At 68.8% G+C, this 15,653-nt stretch carries 17 protein-coding genes; 10 read left to right on the forward strand and 7 right to left on the reverse strand.

Annotated features, from left to right (window positions below; translation table 11 throughout):
• Positions 1 to 237: hypothetical protein (locus OZ671_RS30730; RefSeq protein ID WP_268864229.1), on the reverse strand; the 237-nt coding region annotated here is incomplete at its 3' end.
• A 185-nt stretch (positions 238 to 422) separates the two neighbouring features.
• Here OZ671_RS30730 and OZ671_RS30735 point away from each other — a divergent pair.
• A complete protein-coding gene (locus tag OZ671_RS30735; RefSeq protein ID WP_268864230.1) occupies positions 423 to 1,400 on the forward strand; it encodes a KpsF/GutQ family sugar-phosphate isomerase in 978 nt (325 codons plus the stop codon).
• Between the two features lie 189 nt (positions 1,401 to 1,589).
• Here the strand turns inward: OZ671_RS30735 and OZ671_RS30740 are convergent, their stop codons facing one another.
• The 3 genes from OZ671_RS30740 to OZ671_RS30750 all read right to left on the reverse strand — a co-directional run bounded on the left by OZ671_RS30740 (position 1,590) and on the right by OZ671_RS30750 (position 3,561).
• The gene (locus OZ671_RS30740; RefSeq protein WP_268864231.1) at positions 1,590 to 1,895 is read right to left on the reverse strand and encodes an AzlD family protein; all 306 of its coding nucleotides are present in this window, start codon (positions 1,893 to 1,895) and stop codon (positions 1,590 to 1,592) included.
• On the reverse strand, positions 1,892 to 2,632 hold the full coding sequence (locus OZ671_RS30745) for an AzlC family ABC transporter permease (protein WP_268864232.1): 741 nt from the start codon (positions 2,630 to 2,632) through the stop codon (positions 1,892 to 1,894). The genes OZ671_RS30740 and OZ671_RS30745 overlap by 4 nt, the downstream gene beginning before the upstream one ends.
• A gap of 65 nt (positions 2,633 to 2,697) precedes the next feature.
• Positions 2,698 to 3,561 (reverse strand): AraC family transcriptional regulator, encoded by an 864-nt coding sequence (locus tag OZ671_RS30750; protein ID WP_268864233.1) that lies wholly within the window; start codon positions 3,559 to 3,561, stop codon positions 2,698 to 2,700.
• 287 nt (positions 3,562 to 3,848) lie between these two features.
• Between OZ671_RS30750 and OZ671_RS30755 the strand changes: the two genes are divergently transcribed.
• The 8 genes from OZ671_RS30755 (at position 3,849) to OZ671_RS30790 (ending at position 12,378) form a co-directional block, all read left to right on the forward strand.
• Positions 3,849 to 5,852, forward strand: a complete 2,004-nt coding sequence (locus tag OZ671_RS30755) for an AMP-binding protein (RefSeq protein WP_268864234.1) — start codon at positions 3,849 to 3,851, stop codon at positions 5,850 to 5,852.
• Positions 5,849 to 6,649, forward strand: a complete 801-nt coding sequence (locus OZ671_RS30760) for an ABC transporter ATP-binding protein (RefSeq protein WP_268864235.1) — start codon at positions 5,849 to 5,851, stop codon at positions 6,647 to 6,649. Before OZ671_RS30755 ends, OZ671_RS30760 begins: the two co-directional genes overlap by 4 nt.
• 184 nt (positions 6,650 to 6,833) lie before the next feature.
• A complete protein-coding gene (locus OZ671_RS30765; RefSeq protein ID WP_268864243.1) occupies positions 6,834 to 7,778 on the forward strand; it encodes a branched-chain amino acid ABC transporter permease in 945 nt (314 codons plus the stop codon).
• A gap of 15 nt (positions 7,779 to 7,793) precedes the next feature.
• Positions 7,794 to 8,870: a branched-chain amino acid ABC transporter permease gene (locus OZ671_RS30770; protein ID WP_268864236.1), complete on the forward strand. Its 1,077-nt coding sequence runs from the start codon at positions 7,794 to 7,796 to the stop codon at positions 8,868 to 8,870.
• Between the two features lie 84 nt (positions 8,871 to 8,954).
• Positions 8,955 to 10,277, forward strand: coding sequence for an ABC transporter substrate-binding protein (locus OZ671_RS30775; RefSeq protein WP_268864237.1), 1,323 nt, complete (start codon positions 8,955 to 8,957; stop codon positions 10,275 to 10,277).
• 69 nt (positions 10,278 to 10,346) lie between these two features.
• Complete coding sequence (locus tag OZ671_RS30780) at positions 10,347 to 11,192, forward strand: ABC transporter ATP-binding protein (RefSeq protein WP_268864238.1); 846 nt, start codon at positions 10,347 to 10,349, stop codon at positions 11,190 to 11,192.
• A gap of 77 nt (positions 11,193 to 11,269) precedes the next feature.
• On the forward strand, positions 11,270 to 11,956 hold the full coding sequence (locus OZ671_RS30785) for a zinc metallopeptidase (RefSeq protein ID WP_038301387.1): 687 nt from the start codon (positions 11,270 to 11,272) through the stop codon (positions 11,954 to 11,956).
• Positions 11,957 to 11,982: 26 nt separating this feature from the next.
• The gene (locus OZ671_RS30790; protein WP_268864239.1) at positions 11,983 to 12,378 is read left to right on the forward strand and encodes a nuclear transport factor 2 family protein; all 396 of its coding nucleotides are present in this window, start codon (positions 11,983 to 11,985) and stop codon (positions 12,376 to 12,378) included.
• A gap of 44 nt (positions 12,379 to 12,422) precedes the next feature.
• On the opposite strand, the gene OZ671_RS30795 is transcribed toward OZ671_RS30790, so the two are convergent.
• From OZ671_RS30795 to otnK, 3 genes are read right to left on the reverse strand one after another with little or no spacing between them, the layout of a single operon-like run.
• Positions 12,423 to 13,205, reverse strand: a complete 783-nt coding sequence (locus OZ671_RS30795) for a hydroxypyruvate isomerase family protein (protein WP_038301389.1) — start codon at positions 13,203 to 13,205, stop codon at positions 12,423 to 12,425.
• 5 nt (positions 13,206 to 13,210) lie between these two features.
• Positions 13,211 to 13,861, reverse strand: coding sequence for a 3-oxo-tetronate 4-phosphate decarboxylase (otnC, locus tag OZ671_RS30800; protein ID WP_268864240.1), 651 nt, complete (start codon positions 13,859 to 13,861; stop codon positions 13,211 to 13,213).
• Positions 13,858 to 15,114, reverse strand: a complete 1,257-nt coding sequence (gene otnK / locus OZ671_RS30805) for a 3-oxo-tetronate kinase (RefSeq protein ID WP_268864241.1) — start codon at positions 15,112 to 15,114, stop codon at positions 13,858 to 13,860. Before otnK ends, otnC begins: the two co-directional genes overlap by 4 nt.
• A gap of 276 nt (positions 15,115 to 15,390) precedes the next feature.
• Here otnK and OZ671_RS30810 point away from each other — a divergent pair.
• Positions 15,391 to 15,653: hypothetical protein (locus tag OZ671_RS30810; RefSeq protein ID WP_268864242.1), on the forward strand; the 263-nt coding region annotated here is incomplete at its 3' end.

Below are 15,653 nucleotides of genomic sequence, written 5' to 3' on the forward strand. Positions count from 1 at the left end.
CGCCGCGGCGCCTGGCGCTTCCTCTGTCCTGAGGCCGGCGGCCTCGGCATCGGTGCGGGGACGGGCATCGGGCTCCAGCGGCGCGAGGCCGCGCCAGCCGTCCTCGCGCTCGAGGTCCTCGCCGCCGCTGTCGGCCTGGCCGGTCCTCAGATCCTGGGCGTGCGCCGGCACGCCGGTCCAGGCAAGGACAAGCGCGAGCACACCCACCGCTGCGCGGTTGCGGGCAACCAGACCCAATGCCGATCCTTCCCGGCGAGAATTTCCTCAACAAGAGGTAAAGAGCCGTGGTTAACGCGGGGTTGATGCCGAGCCCGGCTTCGCCGCCCAGCGGGATGCGCCGGGCATCGCGCCGTGCTATTGCGACCAGCTTTCCGCGACGGCCCCGGCGTGCCGTCCGACCGCTTCGACCAGGGGCCTCGCGCATGAAACCTGTCACCAACAGCATTCTGGCCTCGGCGCTGCGTACGCTTTCCGTGGAGGCGGCCGGCATTGCCGCACTCGAGGCGGCGCTGGCGAACGGTCTCGGCGAGCCTTTCGCCGCGGCGGTCTCGCTGCTGCGGGCCGCCAAGGGACGCGTGATCGTCACCGGCATGGGCAAGTCCGGCCATGTCGGACGCAAGATCGCGGCAACGCTCGCCTCGACCGGCACGCCGGCCTTCTTCATTCATCCGGGCGAGGCGAGCCACGGCGATCTCGGCATGGTCACGCCGGATGACGTGATCCTGGCGCTGTCCTGGTCGGGCGAGACCGTCGAGCTGCGCGACATGGTCGCCTTTTCCCGGCGCTTCGGCGTCGGCCTGGTGGCGGTCACCTCGATCGGCGATTCGGCGCTCGGCAAGGCCGCCGACGTGGTGCTGGAGCTGCCGCGCGCCGAGGAGGCCTGCCCGAACGGGCTCGCGCCGACCACCTCGACCCTGATGCAGCTCGCGCTCGGCGACGCGCTGGCGATCGCGCTGCTCGAGGTACGCGGTTTCACCGCCGCCGATTTCCGTACCTTCCATCCCGGCGGCAAGCTCGGCGCGGTGCTGACCCAGGCGCGCGACGTCATGCATGACGGCGAGGCCCTGCCGCTTGCCCGGGTCGGCGCGCCGATGGCCGGCGTGATCCTGGAAATGACCACCAAGGGGTTCGGCTGCTGCGGCATTCTCGATGCCGACGGCCGGCTGGTGGGCATGGTCACCGACGGCGATTTGCGCCGCCATATGGGCCCCGACCTCCTGTCGCGGCCGGTCGACGAAGTGATGAGCCGCAGCCCGAAGACGGTCAGGCCCGACCAGTTCGCCAGCGAGATCATCGACCTTCTGAACCGGACCAAGATCACCGCCATGTTCGCGGTCGAGGACGGTCGGCCGATCGGCATCCTGCACGTGCACGACCTGCTGCGCGCTGGCGTCGCCTAAATCACCTCGCGGCGTCGAGGAGCGCTGGCGCGCGGGCGTCGCCTAAATCACCTCGCGGCGTCGAGGAGCGCTGGCGCGCGGGCGTCGCCTAAATCACCCCGCGGCGTCGAGGAGCGCTGGCGCGCTGGCGTCGCCTAAATCACCTCGCGGCGGCGAGGAGCGCTGGCGCGCGGGCGTCGCCGGAACGCGTCAGGCCCCGGCAGCCAGGCGCAGGACCACGATGGCGGCCACGCCGACGCCGATCGTGCCGATCAGCGACAGACGCGTCGCCGCGACGATGGTGACGAGGCCGGCTGCCGTTTCCGGCCAGCCGGTGGCCAGCAGGGTCGGTGCGATGACGGCGGTCAGCACGGCCGGCGGAATCGCGTCGACCGCCGCCTTGGCCCGGCCGGTGAAGGCCATGCGATCGGCGATCAGCAGCCCCGTCAGCCGGCACGCATAGGTGACCGCGGCCATGCCGAGGATGGCGGCGAGGGTGATCGGATCGAGGTTCATGGCGCGGCCTCCGCCTGGTCCGCCGGTGCCGGCGCGTCGCGATGGGCCAGAACGGCGGCGCCCATGCCGGCGAGCGCGCCCGCCCGCACATGCCAGGGCGAGCCGAGGGCGAGATAGGCGCCGGTGGCGGAAAGGCCGCTGACGACCACCACCAGGCCGGCGCGCGGGCCGGTGACGAAACTGACGATCAGGCCGATGAAGATGGCCGTGAAGGCGAAATCGGCGCCGAACCGCCGGGGATCGCCGAGCAGCGGACCGAGCATCGCGCCGGCATAGGACCAGGCGACCCAGTTGATCCAGAAGGCCGCCCCCATGCCGAAGAAATAGGCCGCGGTGATCGGCCGCTGCGCCGCCCGCCGCTCGGCCAGCGCCCAGTTCTCGTCGGCCAGAACGTGGAAGCCGAGCAGACGGCCGGCAAAGGGCAGGTGGGCGACCTTGGGCGCGAGCGAGGCGCTCATCAGCACATAGCGGGCATTGATCAGGAAGGTGGAGAGGACGAGGGCGGCGACCGGCACCGGCACGGTCCACAGTTCGATGGCCGCGAGCTGCGCGCCGCCGGCGAAGATCAGCGCCGAGGACAGCATCACTTCGAGCGGGGAAAGGCCTTTGGCCAGCGCCACGGCGCCATAGAGCAGGGCGATTGGAGCCGCCGCCACCATGGCCGGCCAGAGGTCGGCGATGCCGTCACGCATTTCGGAGAGGGTCGAGCGGGGCCTTGCGGCGGTGAGATCGGTCATGGTGCCAGCATGGCCGGCAGCCGCCGCCCGATCTTGAACGAAATCGGCATGGCCGGCGAAAAAGCTCAGGCGACCGCGCGCTGATAGGCGCCGGGCGGCACGCCGAGGCGGGCCTTGAAGGCGCGGGTCAGATGCGCCTGATCGGCAAAGCCGACGGCCGCGGCGGTTTCCGCAGGGCCGATTCCGGCGCGCAGCCATGCCTGGGCCCGGCGCACGCGCGTGTCGACGACATAGGCGTGCGGCGTCAGGCCGGTCTCGCGGCGAAAGGCGCGGATCAGGTGGTGGCTCGACAGGCCGGCGACGGCCGCGAGCTCGTCCAGCCTCAGGTCCTCGGCGAAGCGGGCCTCGATCAGCGCACGCACCCGGCCGACCGGACCTGGCTCGGCGCCGAGCGGGGCCGCGGTGATCCGTCCATGCAGCACCAGCATGCGGCCGAAGGCGCGCAGCAGCAGTTCCTCCCCGCCGAGGCCGTCGCCGTCGTCCTCGAGCGCCGCATGAGCCGCGATGAACAGTCGGGCACCCTCGGGGTCTCGGACGACCGGCTCGGGGAAGGTCGGCGTTCCCGCCACCGGCCGACCGCCGACCGCACCGGCCACCTCGCGCAGGACGTCGAGGCCGGGATAGGTCATGCGGTAGGAATAGCCGCCCTCCATGGGTGCGCCGTCATGGGCGTCGAGCGGATGGTTGAAGACGATCTCGCCCGGTGTGGCATAGAGGCGCCTGCCGCGCGCATTCCAGACCTCGCAGCCGGCCGTGATGCTGCCGATCGCATAGGTGTCGTGGGTATGGGTCGCATAGGCGTGCTTCAGGAAGGTCGCGCGCAGGCAGTCGATCCCACCGAAGCGGGACGCCGCGAAGAAGTGCGCCCGATCGCCGCCGGCGAGCGGCGTCGCGCCGAGCGCCTCAGCCTGCGTGATCGGACCGTCCATGGCGCCAGTCTAGCATGAAGAAAGGGGCCGTCTGGACCGAAATCGGCCCGGCGAGGAGCCGATCGGTGCCGCCGGGCCGCCATACGGGGCGGTTTCGCCTTTCGACTCATAAGGTCTCATCCTTTCGACCCCTTGATTTCGCCGACCGTGCGTTCAACTATCCAACCCGGCATCGCCCGCGGCGCTCGCGCGCCGTGGGCCGTGCTGCAATGAACCCGGCCAACGGGGCGTGCGGAAGGGAACTGACGGTGGAGCGGCCAGGCCGCCTGCCGGGACGAACAGGGAGGATGCCGGCTGTGGCAAACCACGCCGCCGCGGGTGCCGTTGCCGGCGCCGGCGATACGTTTCCAAAGCTTCTGGCCTTGAACGCGAAGCGCTTCGGCGCGCGCCCGGCCATGCGCCACAAGGATTTCGGCATCTGGCACAGCTGGACCTGGGCCGAGGTCGCGCTCGAGGTGCAGGCCTTCGCGCTGGGCCTGCGCGAGCTCGGCCTCGGCGCCGGCGACAAGGTGGCGATCATCGGCCGCAACCGGCCACGCCTCTACTGGTCGATGGCGGCGATCCAGTCCTGGGGCGCCGTGCCGGTGCCGATCTATTCGGACTCGGTCGCCGAAGAGATGGCCTATGTGCTGGAGCATGCCGAAACGACGATGGCCATCGTCGAGGACCAGGAGCAGGTCGACAAGGTCCTGTCGGTGTCGGACCGGCTGCCGAAGCTGACCCATATCATCTACGACGAGGAACGGGGCCTGCGCGACTACGACCATTCGCGCCTGCATCCCTTCGCCGACGTGCAGGCGGCCGGCCGCAACGCCGCCGCCGACCCGGCCAGGATCGCTGCGCTGCGCGACTCGGTCGTCGCCGCCAAGGGCTCCGACCTCGCCATCATGCTCTACACGTCCGGCACGACCGGACGCCCGAAGGGCGTGATGCTGACCAACGACAACCTCATCATCTCCGCGCGCAACGGCAACCTGTTCGACGCGCTCGACGAGAACGAGGAGGTGATCGCCTATCTGCCGCTCGCCTGGGTCGGCGACAACATCTTCTCCTACGCGCAGTCCTATGTCGCCGGCTTCTGCGTGAACTGTCCGGAGAACGGCGACACGGTGATGGAGGATCGCCGCGAGATCGGCACCTCCTACGCCTTCGCGCCGCCGCGCGTCTACGAAGGCCTGCTGACCCAGACCATGGTGCGCATGGAGGATGCGAGCCCGTTCAAGCGGCGCGTGTTCCACTACTATCTCGGCGTCGCCAAGCGCTGGGGCGAGAAGATCCTGAACGGCGAGCGGGTGCCGCTCGGTGCCCGGCTGAACTATGCGCTCGGCCGCTTCCTCGTCTATGGGCCGCTGAAGAACCGCTTCGGGCTCAGCCGGATCCGCGTCGCCTATACGGCGGGCGAGGCGATCGGGCCGGAGATCTTCCGCTTCTTCCGCTCCCTCGGCATCAATCTGAAGCAGCTCTACGGCCAGACCGAAGCGAGCGTCTACATCACCGCCCAGCCGGACGGCGAGATCTATGCCGATACGGTGGGCAAGCCCAATATCGATGTCGAGATCAAGATCGACGACAATGGCGAGGTGCTCTACCGCTCGCCAGGCGTGTTCCTCGGCTATTTCAAGGACCCGGAAAAGACCGCCGAGACCAAGACGCCCGACGGCTGGGTGAAGAGCGGCGATGCCGGCTTCTTCGACGCCAAGACCGGCCACCTGCGCATCATCGACCGCGCCAAGGATGTCGGCAAGCTGAAGTCGGGCGCGCTGTTCGCGCCGAAATATATCGAGAACAAGCTCAAGTTCTATCCGAACATCAAGGAGGCCGTGGCCTTCGGCCAGGACCGCGACTTCGTCACCGCCTTCCTGAACATCGACCTCGTGGCGGTCGGCTCCTGGGCCGAGCGCAACAACGTCTCCTATGCCTCCTACCAGGAGCTTGCGGGTCATCCCGACGTGATCAGGATGCTCGCCGGCCATGTCGATGAGGTGAACCGGTCGCTCGCCGGCGAGCCGTTGATGTCGGGCGCGCAGATCCGGCGCTTCCTGATCCTGCACAAGGAGCTCGACGCCGACGACGGCGAACTGACGCGCACCCAGAAGGTCCGGCGCGGCTTCATCGCCGACCGCTACCAGTCGCTCGTGACCGGGCTCTATGACGGCTCGAAGCGGGCCCATGTCCGCGTCGAGGTGACCTTCGAGGATGGTCGCAAGGGCGTGATCGAAGGCGACGTTGCCATCATCGACATGGACGTGCACGCGGCCGCGCCCGGTGCCTTTCAGGAGGCCGCGGAATGAGGGGACCGTCACCGACCGACATCGCCGCGGGCGAAGTGATCCTGGCGGTTGAGCATGTCTCGCTCGCCTTCGGCGGCGTCAAGGCGCTGACCGACGTGTCGTTCGACATCAAGAAGGGCGAGATCCGCGCCATCATCGGGCCGAACGGCGCCGGCAAGACCTCGATGCTGAACTGCATCAACGGCTTCTACCACCCGACCGAGGGGCGCATCACCTTCAAGGGTGCGACCCGCCCGAAGATGCGGCCCTACGAGGCGGCGTCCGGCGGCATTGCCCGCACCTTCCAGAACGTCGCGCTGTTCAAGGGCATGTCGACGCTCGACAACATCATGGCCGGCCGCACGCTGAAGATGACCTCGAGCTTCTTCTGGCAGCTCTGGCGCCATGGGCCGGCCATGCGCGAGGAGATCGAGCATCGCCGGTTCGTCGAGGAGATCATCGATTTCCTGGAGATCCAGCACGTGCGCAAGGTGCCGGTCGGCAAGCTGCCTTATGGCCTGCAGAAGCGCGTCGAGCTCGGCCGGGCGCTCGCCATGCAGCCGGAAGTGCTCCTGCTCGACGAGCCGATGGCCGGCATGAACCTGGAGGAGAAGGAGGACATGTGCCGCTTCATCCTCGATGTCTCCAACCAGTTCGGCACGACGATCGCGCTGATCGAGCATGACATGGGGGTGGTGATGGACCTCTCCGACCGGGTGGTGGTGCTGGAATATGGCCGCAAGATCGCCGACGGCACGCCGGACCAGGTGAAGGCGGACCAGCGGGTCATCGACGCCTATCTCGGCGTGGCGCATTGAGGAGGGTGTGATGACGGACGCGACCATCGCACCGAAGCCGGCGCTCTCGGAGAGCCAGCGCAACTGGCTGATCACCATCGTGGTCCTGGCCGCCGTGATCGGTGGCCTCACCGTCGCGACCACGCGCGGGCTGATCGGCCCGAACGACTGGATCTACAAGATCCTGGTCGATCCTTTCGTCACCATGTGGGGCCTGCCGGACCTGTTCATCCAGACGGTCTGGGAGGGCTTCGTCGCCGGCGTGCTCTATGCCCTGATCGCGCTCGGCTTCGTGCTGATCTTCAAGGCCTCGGGCGTGTTCAATTTCGCCCAGGGCATCATGGTCGTGTTCGCCGCGCTGTCGCTGGTCGGCATCTACGAGATCCTGACGCTGAAGCTCGGGCTGCCACCCGGCCATGTCGCGGCCTTCGTCGCCGTCGTCGCGGCGGTCGGCATCATGCTGGTGCTGTCGATCGCGGTCGAGCGGGTGGTGCTCAGGCCGCTGGTCAACCAGCCCGACATCATCATGCTGATGGCGACCGTCGGCCTGTCCTATTTCCTCACCGGCTTCGGCGAATATGTCTTCGGCGGCAATCCGAAGGTGATGATCACCGCCCAGCTCGGCCTGCCGACCGGCTCGTCGACTTTCGACGTGCCGGGCGGGCGCATCAGCCTGCAGCATCTCGACATGGCGGCGGCGGTCATCGCCATCGTGATGATCGTCGTGCTGGCGCTGTTCTTCCAGTACACCCGCATCGGCCGGGCGCTGAGGGCAGTGGCGGACAGCCACAAGGCGGCACTGTCGGTCGGCATCTCGCTGAACCAGATCTGGGTCATCGTCTGGTTCACCGCCGGCATCGTGGCGCTCGTCACCGGCATCATGTGGGGCGCCCGCTCGGACGTCTCCTTCGCGCTCGAGACCATCGCGCTAAAAGCGCTGCCGGTGCTGATCCTTGGCGGCTTCACCTCGGTGCCGGGCGCCATCGTCGGCGGCCTCATCATCGGCATCGGCGAAAAGCTCGGCGAGTTCTACTGGGGCCCGCTGCTCGGCGGCGGCATCGAGACCTGGCTTGCCTATATCATCGCGCTGATCTTCCTGATGTTCAGGCCGCAGGGTCTGTTCGGCGACAAGATCATCGAGCGTATCTGACGGGGGCGTTGCGACGTGTTCTACCGTGAGGCCGGACAATACAAGACCAGCTACCAGGCCGACATGGCGATCTTCCCGCTCGCGCAGGACCGGATCGGGCTCGCCGTGATCGTGGCCGCGGCCTTTGCCGCGCCGTTGCTGCTCGGCAACTTCGCCCTGTCGACCATCCTCCTGCCGTTCCTCGCCCTGGTGCCGGCGGTGATCGGGCTCAACATCCTGACCGGCTATACCGGCCTCATCTCGCTCGGCTCGGCCGGCTTCATGGGGGCGGGCGCCTATGCCTGCTACAAGCTGACGACGATCTTCCCGGACGTGAACATACTCGTCTGGATCTTCTGCTCGGGCTTCTTCTCGGCGGCCATCGGCGTCGTCTTCGGCCTGCCGAGCCTCAGGATCAAGGGCCTCTATCTCGCGGTCGCGACGCTCGCCGCGCAGTTCTTCCTGCAATGGTCGTTCGTCCGCATTCCCTGGCTCTACAACTACAATCCCTCAGGCGCCATCGAGGTGCCGCTGCGCACCCTGTTCGGCGTCGCGATCACCGGACCGACGGCGGCGGTCGAGGTCAAATATTGGATCGCGCTCAGCTTCGTGGTGCTGCTCACCTGGATCGCCTCCAACCTCGTCCACGGCCGTGTCGGCCGGTCGTGGATGGCGGTGCGCGACATGGACATCGCCGCCCAGCTGATGGGCATCAAGCTCCTGGAATCGAAGCTGCTCGCCTTCGCCGTCTCGTCCTTCTATTGCGGCGTTTCCGGCGCGCTCTTCGTGTTCATCTATCTCGGCGGCGCCGAGGCCGGCACGGAATTCTCCATCCGCCTGTCCTTCCTCATCCTGTTCGCCGTCATCATCGGCGGGCTCGGCTCCAATATCGGCTCGTTCTTCGGCGCGGCCTTCATCGTGGCCCTGCCCACCATCCTGAAGTTCGGTCTGCCGGCGCTCGGCGTGCCGATCACCGGCTCGCTCGCCGAGAAGCTGGTGGTCATGGTGATCGGCGCGCTGACCATCTTCCTGCTGATCGTCGAGCCGCACGGCCTCGCGCGGCTGTGGCAGATCGCCAAGCAGAAGCTCCGGGTCTGGCCGTTCCCCTATTGAACGGTGCCCCAATTCGTCACGACCGGGCGGCCAACGCCCGGCAATGTCACCAGGACTGAGCAGATCGCTCGAGGGAGGACAGTCATGAAACTGGCTCGAACCATGCTGGCACTGGCCGTCGGCGTCGGGGCTTTCGCCTCGCTGCCCGCCGCGGCGCAGGACCAGATCATCTTCGTCAACAACACCTACCGCACCGGACCGTTCTCGGGCTCGGGCATTCCGATCGCCGACGGCACGCGCGACTACCTGATGATGCTCAATGCCCGCGACGGCGGCATCGGCGGCGCGCGCATCGTCATCGAGGAATGCGAGACCCAGTACGACACCCGCCGCTCCGTCGAGTGCTGGGAGCAGGCCAAGCAGCGCGGCTCGGTGCTCTACGCGCCCTGGTCGACCGGCGCGACGCTCGCCACCATTCCGCGCGCCCATATCGACAAGATGCCGATCTTCGCCATGGCCTACGGCCTCTCGGCCTCGGCGGTCGGCGATTCCTTCCCCTGGGTGTTCAACCCGCCGCTGACCTATTGGGACGGCGCCTCGGTCTGGATCCAGTACATCGCCCAGCGCGAAGGCGGCTTCGAGAAGCTGCGTGGCAAGACCATCGGCCTCGTCCATCTCGACGCGCCCTTCGGCAAGGAGCAGATCCCGTTCCTCGAGGCGATGGCCAAGGAATATGGCTTCACGCTGAAGCTCTATCCGGTCAATCCCAACGAGATGCAGAACCAGTCCTCGACCTGGCTCGCCGTGCGGCGCGACCGCACCGACTGGGTGCTGCTGCAGGGCTGGGGCGCGATGAACCCGACCGCCGTGCGCGAGGCCGGCCGCGCCGGCTTCCCGCGTGACAAGCTGCTCGGCATCTGGTGGGCCGGCGGCGACGACGACGCCCGCCCGGCCGGTGCCGACGGCAAGGGCTACCTGTCGATTTCCTGGCACCAGGTCGGCACCAACTTCCCGGTCATCCAGGACATCATCAAGCACGTCGTCGAGCGCGGTCAGTCGCAGTCGCCGCGCGAGAAGGTGGGCGAGAACCTCTACAACCGCGGCGTCTATCAGGGCATCCTGATCGCCGAGGCCATGCGCAACGCCCAGCGCCTCTCGGGCCGCAAGGCGATCACCGCCGAGGACATGCGGCGCGGCCTGGAGTCGCTCGACATCTCCGCCGCCCGCTGGACCGAGCTCGGCGCGCCGGACTTCGCCGCGCCCGTGCGCCTGACCTGCCAGGACCATAACGGCCACTTCCCGGCCTTCCTGGTCCAGTGGGACGGCACCAAATGGGCTCGCGCGACCGACTGGATCACGCCGGACCGCGCCCGCATCCGGCCGATGCTGGAGGAGGCGGCCCGCGCCTATACCACCTCCAACCAGGGCTGGCCGCGGCGCACCGAAGCCTGCGATCAGCGCTCGTAAGGCGCGACTTGCCGGGGCGGCGGCGACCGCCGCCCCGCTCTCTCCGTTTTTCGAAGAACCGGACCGCCCATGACCGCTCAGAGCGAAGCTGCCATCGCGCCGGCCGCCGCGCAGGACGAGATCCTGACGGTGAGCAATATCGAGGTGGTCTACGACCATGTGATCCTGGTCCTGAAGGGCGTTTCGCTCGCCGTGCCGCGCGGCGGCATCGTGGCCATCCTCGGTGCCAACGGCGCCGGCAAGACCACGACGCTGAAGGCGATCTCCAATCTCCTCAATGCCGAGCGCGGCGACGTCACCAAGGGCACGATCGTGTTCGAGGGCGAGCAGGTTCAGCACCTGTCGCCCAACGACCTGGTGCGGCGCGGCTGCATCCAGGTGATGGAAGGCCGGCACTGCTTCGGCCATCTGAGCATCGAGGAGAACCTCCTGACCGGCGCCTTCACGCGGCGCGACGGCAAGGCGGCGATCAAGGCCGACCTCGAGAAGATCTATGCCTATTTCCCGCGCCTGAAGCAGCGCCGCACCTCGCAGGCCGGTTACACCTCGGGCGGCGAGCAGCAGATGTGCGCCATCGGCCGCGCGCTCATGTCGCGGCCCAAGATGATCCTGCTCGACGAACCCTCGATGGGGCTCGCGCCGCAGATCGTCGAGCAGATCTTCGAGATCGTGAAGGACATCAATGCCAAGGAAGGCGTCTCCTTCCTGCTCGCCGAGCAGAACACCAACATGGCGCTGCGCTATGCGACCTATGGCTACATCATGGAGACCGGGCGCGTCGTGATGGACGGCACGGCCGAGGCGCTGCGCGAGAACGAGGACGTCAAGGAGTTCTATCTGGGCGTCGCCGAAGGCGACAAGAAGAGCTTCCGCGACGTGAAAAGCTACAAGCGGCGCAAGCGCTGGCTGGCATAGGCGGTCCGGAAAGGCCATGTTCGGTGCAAGTCCGGCGCCCTCCAGCGGTCGCCGGGTGACACGCCAGCCGATCATTCATGCCCATTCTGATCATTCTCGGTGTCCTGGCGCTGCTCGCGCTGATCTTCGGACCGCAAGTCTGGGTGAAGGCGCAGATGCGCCGGCACGCGCTGGAGCGCAGCGACTTTCCCGGTACCGGCGGCGAACTCGCCGAACATCTGATCGAGCGGGCGGGGCTTTCCGGCGTCACGGTGGAGGCGACCGACCGCGGCGACCACTACGATCCGATCGACCGGGTGGTGCGCCTCAGCCCCGACGTCCACGGCGGCCGGTCGGTGACGGCGGTCGCGGTCGCTGCGCACGAGGTCGGCCACGCGCTGCAGCATCGGGACGGCCATCCGCTGCTGCTCTGGCGGATCAAGATGGCGCATGGCGCCCAGGCGCTGGAGATCGCAGCCGGCATCCTGTTCGCGACCGCGCCGCTCGTGCTCGCCTTCGTCCACTCCCTGCCGCTGGTCATCCTGCAAATCGTCACCGCGGTGGCGCTGCTCGCCTCGCGCCTCGTCATGCACCTCCTCACCCTGCCGGTGGAATTCGACGCCAGTTTCGGCCGGGCGCTGCCGATCCTGGAAAAGGGCGGCTATCTCCCGCCGGCTGATCTGCCGGCGGCGAAATCGGTGCTCAAGGCCGCCGCGCTCACCTATGTCGCGGCCGCTTTGGTGACCCTGCTCGACGTGACGCGGCTGATCCGCATCTTGCGCTGATCCGCCGTCGCGGGCATGAGGGGGCCATGAGCAATGCCATTCTCGATCGCTGGTACCAGGCCCTGAAGGCGGGCGATGCCGGCGCGCTCGCCGCGGTCACGACGGACGACGTCGTCGTGCGCTGGAACGGCCCGGTCGGCATTGTGCCCTGGGCCGGCATCTGGGAGGGACGGCCGAAGGTCGTCACCTTCTTCAAGCGCGTCGCCGAACATCTCGAGATCCTCGCCGTCGAGCCGGTGCAGACGGTGGCCACGGCCGATGCGGTCGTGCTGGTCCTGGAGGGGCATTGGCGGGTGCGCGCCACGGGCGAGGGCCTCAAGGTCCGCGCGGTCAACCTGTTCCGCTTCGAAGACGGTCGCGTCGCGGCCTACGAGGTCTATCCCGACAGCTACGCCTTCGCCGAAGCGCTCGCCCGGGCGTGACCGGTTCGGGGTGATGTCTCTTGCGCCAGGGTGGCGCGCGCCGGCTACAGCGTGACGCCGAGCGCCTTCACCCAGGCGAGCCCTGCATCGGTATCGCCGCGCGGCCGGTATTCCGCGCCGACCCAGCCGTCGTAGCCGAGCCGGTCGAGCGCCGCGAACAGGGCCGGAAAGTGCACCTCGCCCTCGTCGGGCTCGGCCCGGCTCGGCACCGCGGCGATCTGCACGTGGCCGATATGGGGCAGCCAATATTCGAGCTTCGTCAGGATGTCGCCCTCGGCGACGCCGACATGGAAGGCATCGAACATGATCTTGACGTTGGGCTTGCCGACCCGGGCGATCATCGCGCCGGCATCACGCAGCGTCGAATAGAAGTAGCCCGGTGCGGCGCGCGGGTTGAGCGGCTCCAGCAGAATGGTCAGCCCGTGGGCGGCGGCCTTGTCGGCGGCGCGGCTGAGATTGTCGGCAAAGACCGCGGTTGCCGCCGGCCGATCGGCCGGGGCGACGATGCCGGCCATGGCGTGGATGGCGGTACCGCCGGCTGCCGAGATCCAGGCGACGGCCTGGTCGATGGCGGCGTCAAACTCGGCCGCGCGGCCGGCGAGGGCGCCGAGGCCGCTCTCGCCGCGGGCGACGTCGCCGCGCACCGTGTTGACGCCGAGCACCTTGACGCCGCGGGCGGCGGCGGCATCGCGCACGGCGAGTGGATCGGTGTCGTATGGCCAGTGCATCTCCACCGCCTTGAAGCCGGCGGCGGCGGCACGGTCGATCTGTTCGAGCAGGGGCAGGCCCTGCCAGAGAAAGCCGAGATTGGCGGAAAAGCGCGGCATGTCGGTCAGCCTTTCAAGGTGAAGGTCGCTTCGAGATCGGCGATCTCGGCAGGCGAAAGATGGCGCACGGCCATGCCGCGGGTGATGAGGACGAGCCTTGCCGTCTCCTCAAGTTCCTCCATGGCGAAGATGGCCGCGTCGAGGCTCGCACCGGCCACCACGGGGCCGTGATTGGCGAGGAGAATGGCGGGATGGTCGGGCGCCTTGGCGCGGATCAGCGGCGCGACATCGGCCGAGCCCGGGCGGGTATAGGGCACGACGGGCACGCGGCCGACCCGCATCACCACATAGGGCGTGATCGGCGGGATGGCGTCGGCCGGATCGACATCGGCGAGACAGGAGAGCGCGGTCGCGTGGGTCGCGTGCAGATGCACCACCGCGCGGGCGGCCGGGCGCGCCTCGTAGAAGGCGAAATGCAGGGGCAGCTCCTTGGTCGGGGCGTCGCCGGCGACGTGCCGGCCGCCGGCATCGAGCCGGCTGAGCCGTCCGGCATCCAGGAAGCCGAGGCAGGAATTGGTCGGCGTCACCAGATAGCCGTCGGCGAGCCTGACGCTGATATTGCCCGAGGAGCCGGGCGTCAGGCCACGCTCGAACAGCGAGCGGCCCCAGCGCACGAGGCCGGCACGCGCTGCGGCTTCGTCCTGATCGGCGGTCATGGCGCCCCCAGGGCGGCCAGCGCCTTGTCGTAGAAGTCGACCGCGCCGAAATTGCCGCTCTTCAAGGCCAGCCGGATCGGGCGCGGCCCCTCGGCGGCGAGCGCCGGCACGCCGGGATCGATTTCCGGGCCGATATGGAACCGGTCGACCTCGAGCGCGGTGACGACCGCGCCCGATGTCTCGCCGCCGCCGACCGCGAGGCGGGTGACGCCGGCGTCGGCGAGCATGACGGCGAGCTCGCCGAAAAAGGTCTCGATCGCCTCGGCCAGCTCGGCCTGCCCGTGGCGCTCCTGCGCCGCCCTGACCTCGTCCGGATCGGCCGACGAATAGACCATGGGGGCCAGGCCGATGCGGCCCATGACATGGTCGAACGCGACCTTGGGGGTCATCGCGCCGCTGATCACCTCGTCGGGCTGGACGAGCAGGCCGGGATGCCTGGCGGTATAGGCAACGACCTGGGCGCGCGACTGGGCGGAGCAGGAGCCGGAGAGCACGGCGGCGGCGCCCGTTGCCGGCGAGAAGCTCGTGCCCCTGCCGGAAAGCAGGCCCTTGGCCTTGAAGTTGGCGGGCAGACCGAGCGCGATGCCCGAGCCGCCGGTCACGAGCCTGGCGTCGCCGAGCGCGGCGCCGATGGCGACGAGATCGTCGTCGGCGACGGCATCGACGACCGCCAGGCGGCGGCCGGCCCCGGCTTCGGCGGCAAGGGCCGCCGCGATGGCCGCCGTGCCCTGCCGCACGGTGGCATAGGGAACAAGGCCGACCGCGCCGGCCACCTGATGGCCGAGCCAGCGGCGGATGTCCGGATCGGTCATCGGGGTCAGCGGATGGTTCTGCATGCCGCTCTCGTTGAGCAGCCGGCCGTTGACGAAGAGATGGCCGTTGAACAGGGTCCGGCCGGTGGCCGGAAAGACCGGGCAGACGACCGCGACATCAGCGCCGAGCCGGTCGATCAGCGCCTCGGCCACCGGGCCGATATTGCCCTCGCGGGTGGAATCGAAGGTCGAGCAATATTTGAACAGGATCTGGCGGGCGCCCTGGGCGAGCAGCCAGTCGCAGGCCGCGAGCGACTGGGCGACGGCATCGGCCGGGGCGATGGTGCGGCTCTTCAGCGCCACGACGCCGGCCTCGCACGCGGCGGGTGCGGCATCCCCGGGTATGCCGACGAACTGCATGGTGGCCATGCCGGCCTTGGCCAGCGTGTTGGCGAGATCGCTCGCCCCGGTGAAATCGTCGGCGATGCAGCCGAGAAGCATGAGCCCGCACTTTCCTGGTCGATGGTGGAATTCGAACACAGGGCGATCTTAGCCCGTTCGGCGCACCCGGCAATTCTTGCCGCGCCCGGCAGCCGATTCCGGGCGAAAAATCCCGAGGACCGCCCCGGAGCCCTGAATTTCCAGGGTTTTTTGGTTGCGTTGCGCTGGCCCGGAGCTTGCTCGCCTGAGACCGGCTGAAGGCTTTTGGGGCGTTGAGGGGCAGGCGCAGTGGCGGCAACGACGGCAGGAACGGTTCCGGGGACGGGGGCGAATACGGTGACGCGCAACGAGGTGCGCAGCCGCCCCGCTCAGGCGCGCGGCGGCGACGGCGGGTCGACGCCCTTCGCCGACGCGCTGGAGGCGGGCGAGCAGGAGGCGCCGCAGCGCGCGCGGCCGGTTCGCGCTCCCGCGGCGAAGCGGCCCTCGCAGGTCCCCGAGACCGAGACGGCCCAGCCGAACGCTGCGCCTCCGGCCGCTCCGATCGACCGGCGCGAGCCGGTTTCGGCGGCTTCCGAGGGCGGTCCGAAAAAGACCGAGAC

This window comes from Phreatobacter sp. AB_2022a (assembly GCF_026847585.1).
Lineage (GTDB): Bacteria > Pseudomonadota > Alphaproteobacteria > Rhizobiales > Phreatobacteraceae > Phreatobacter.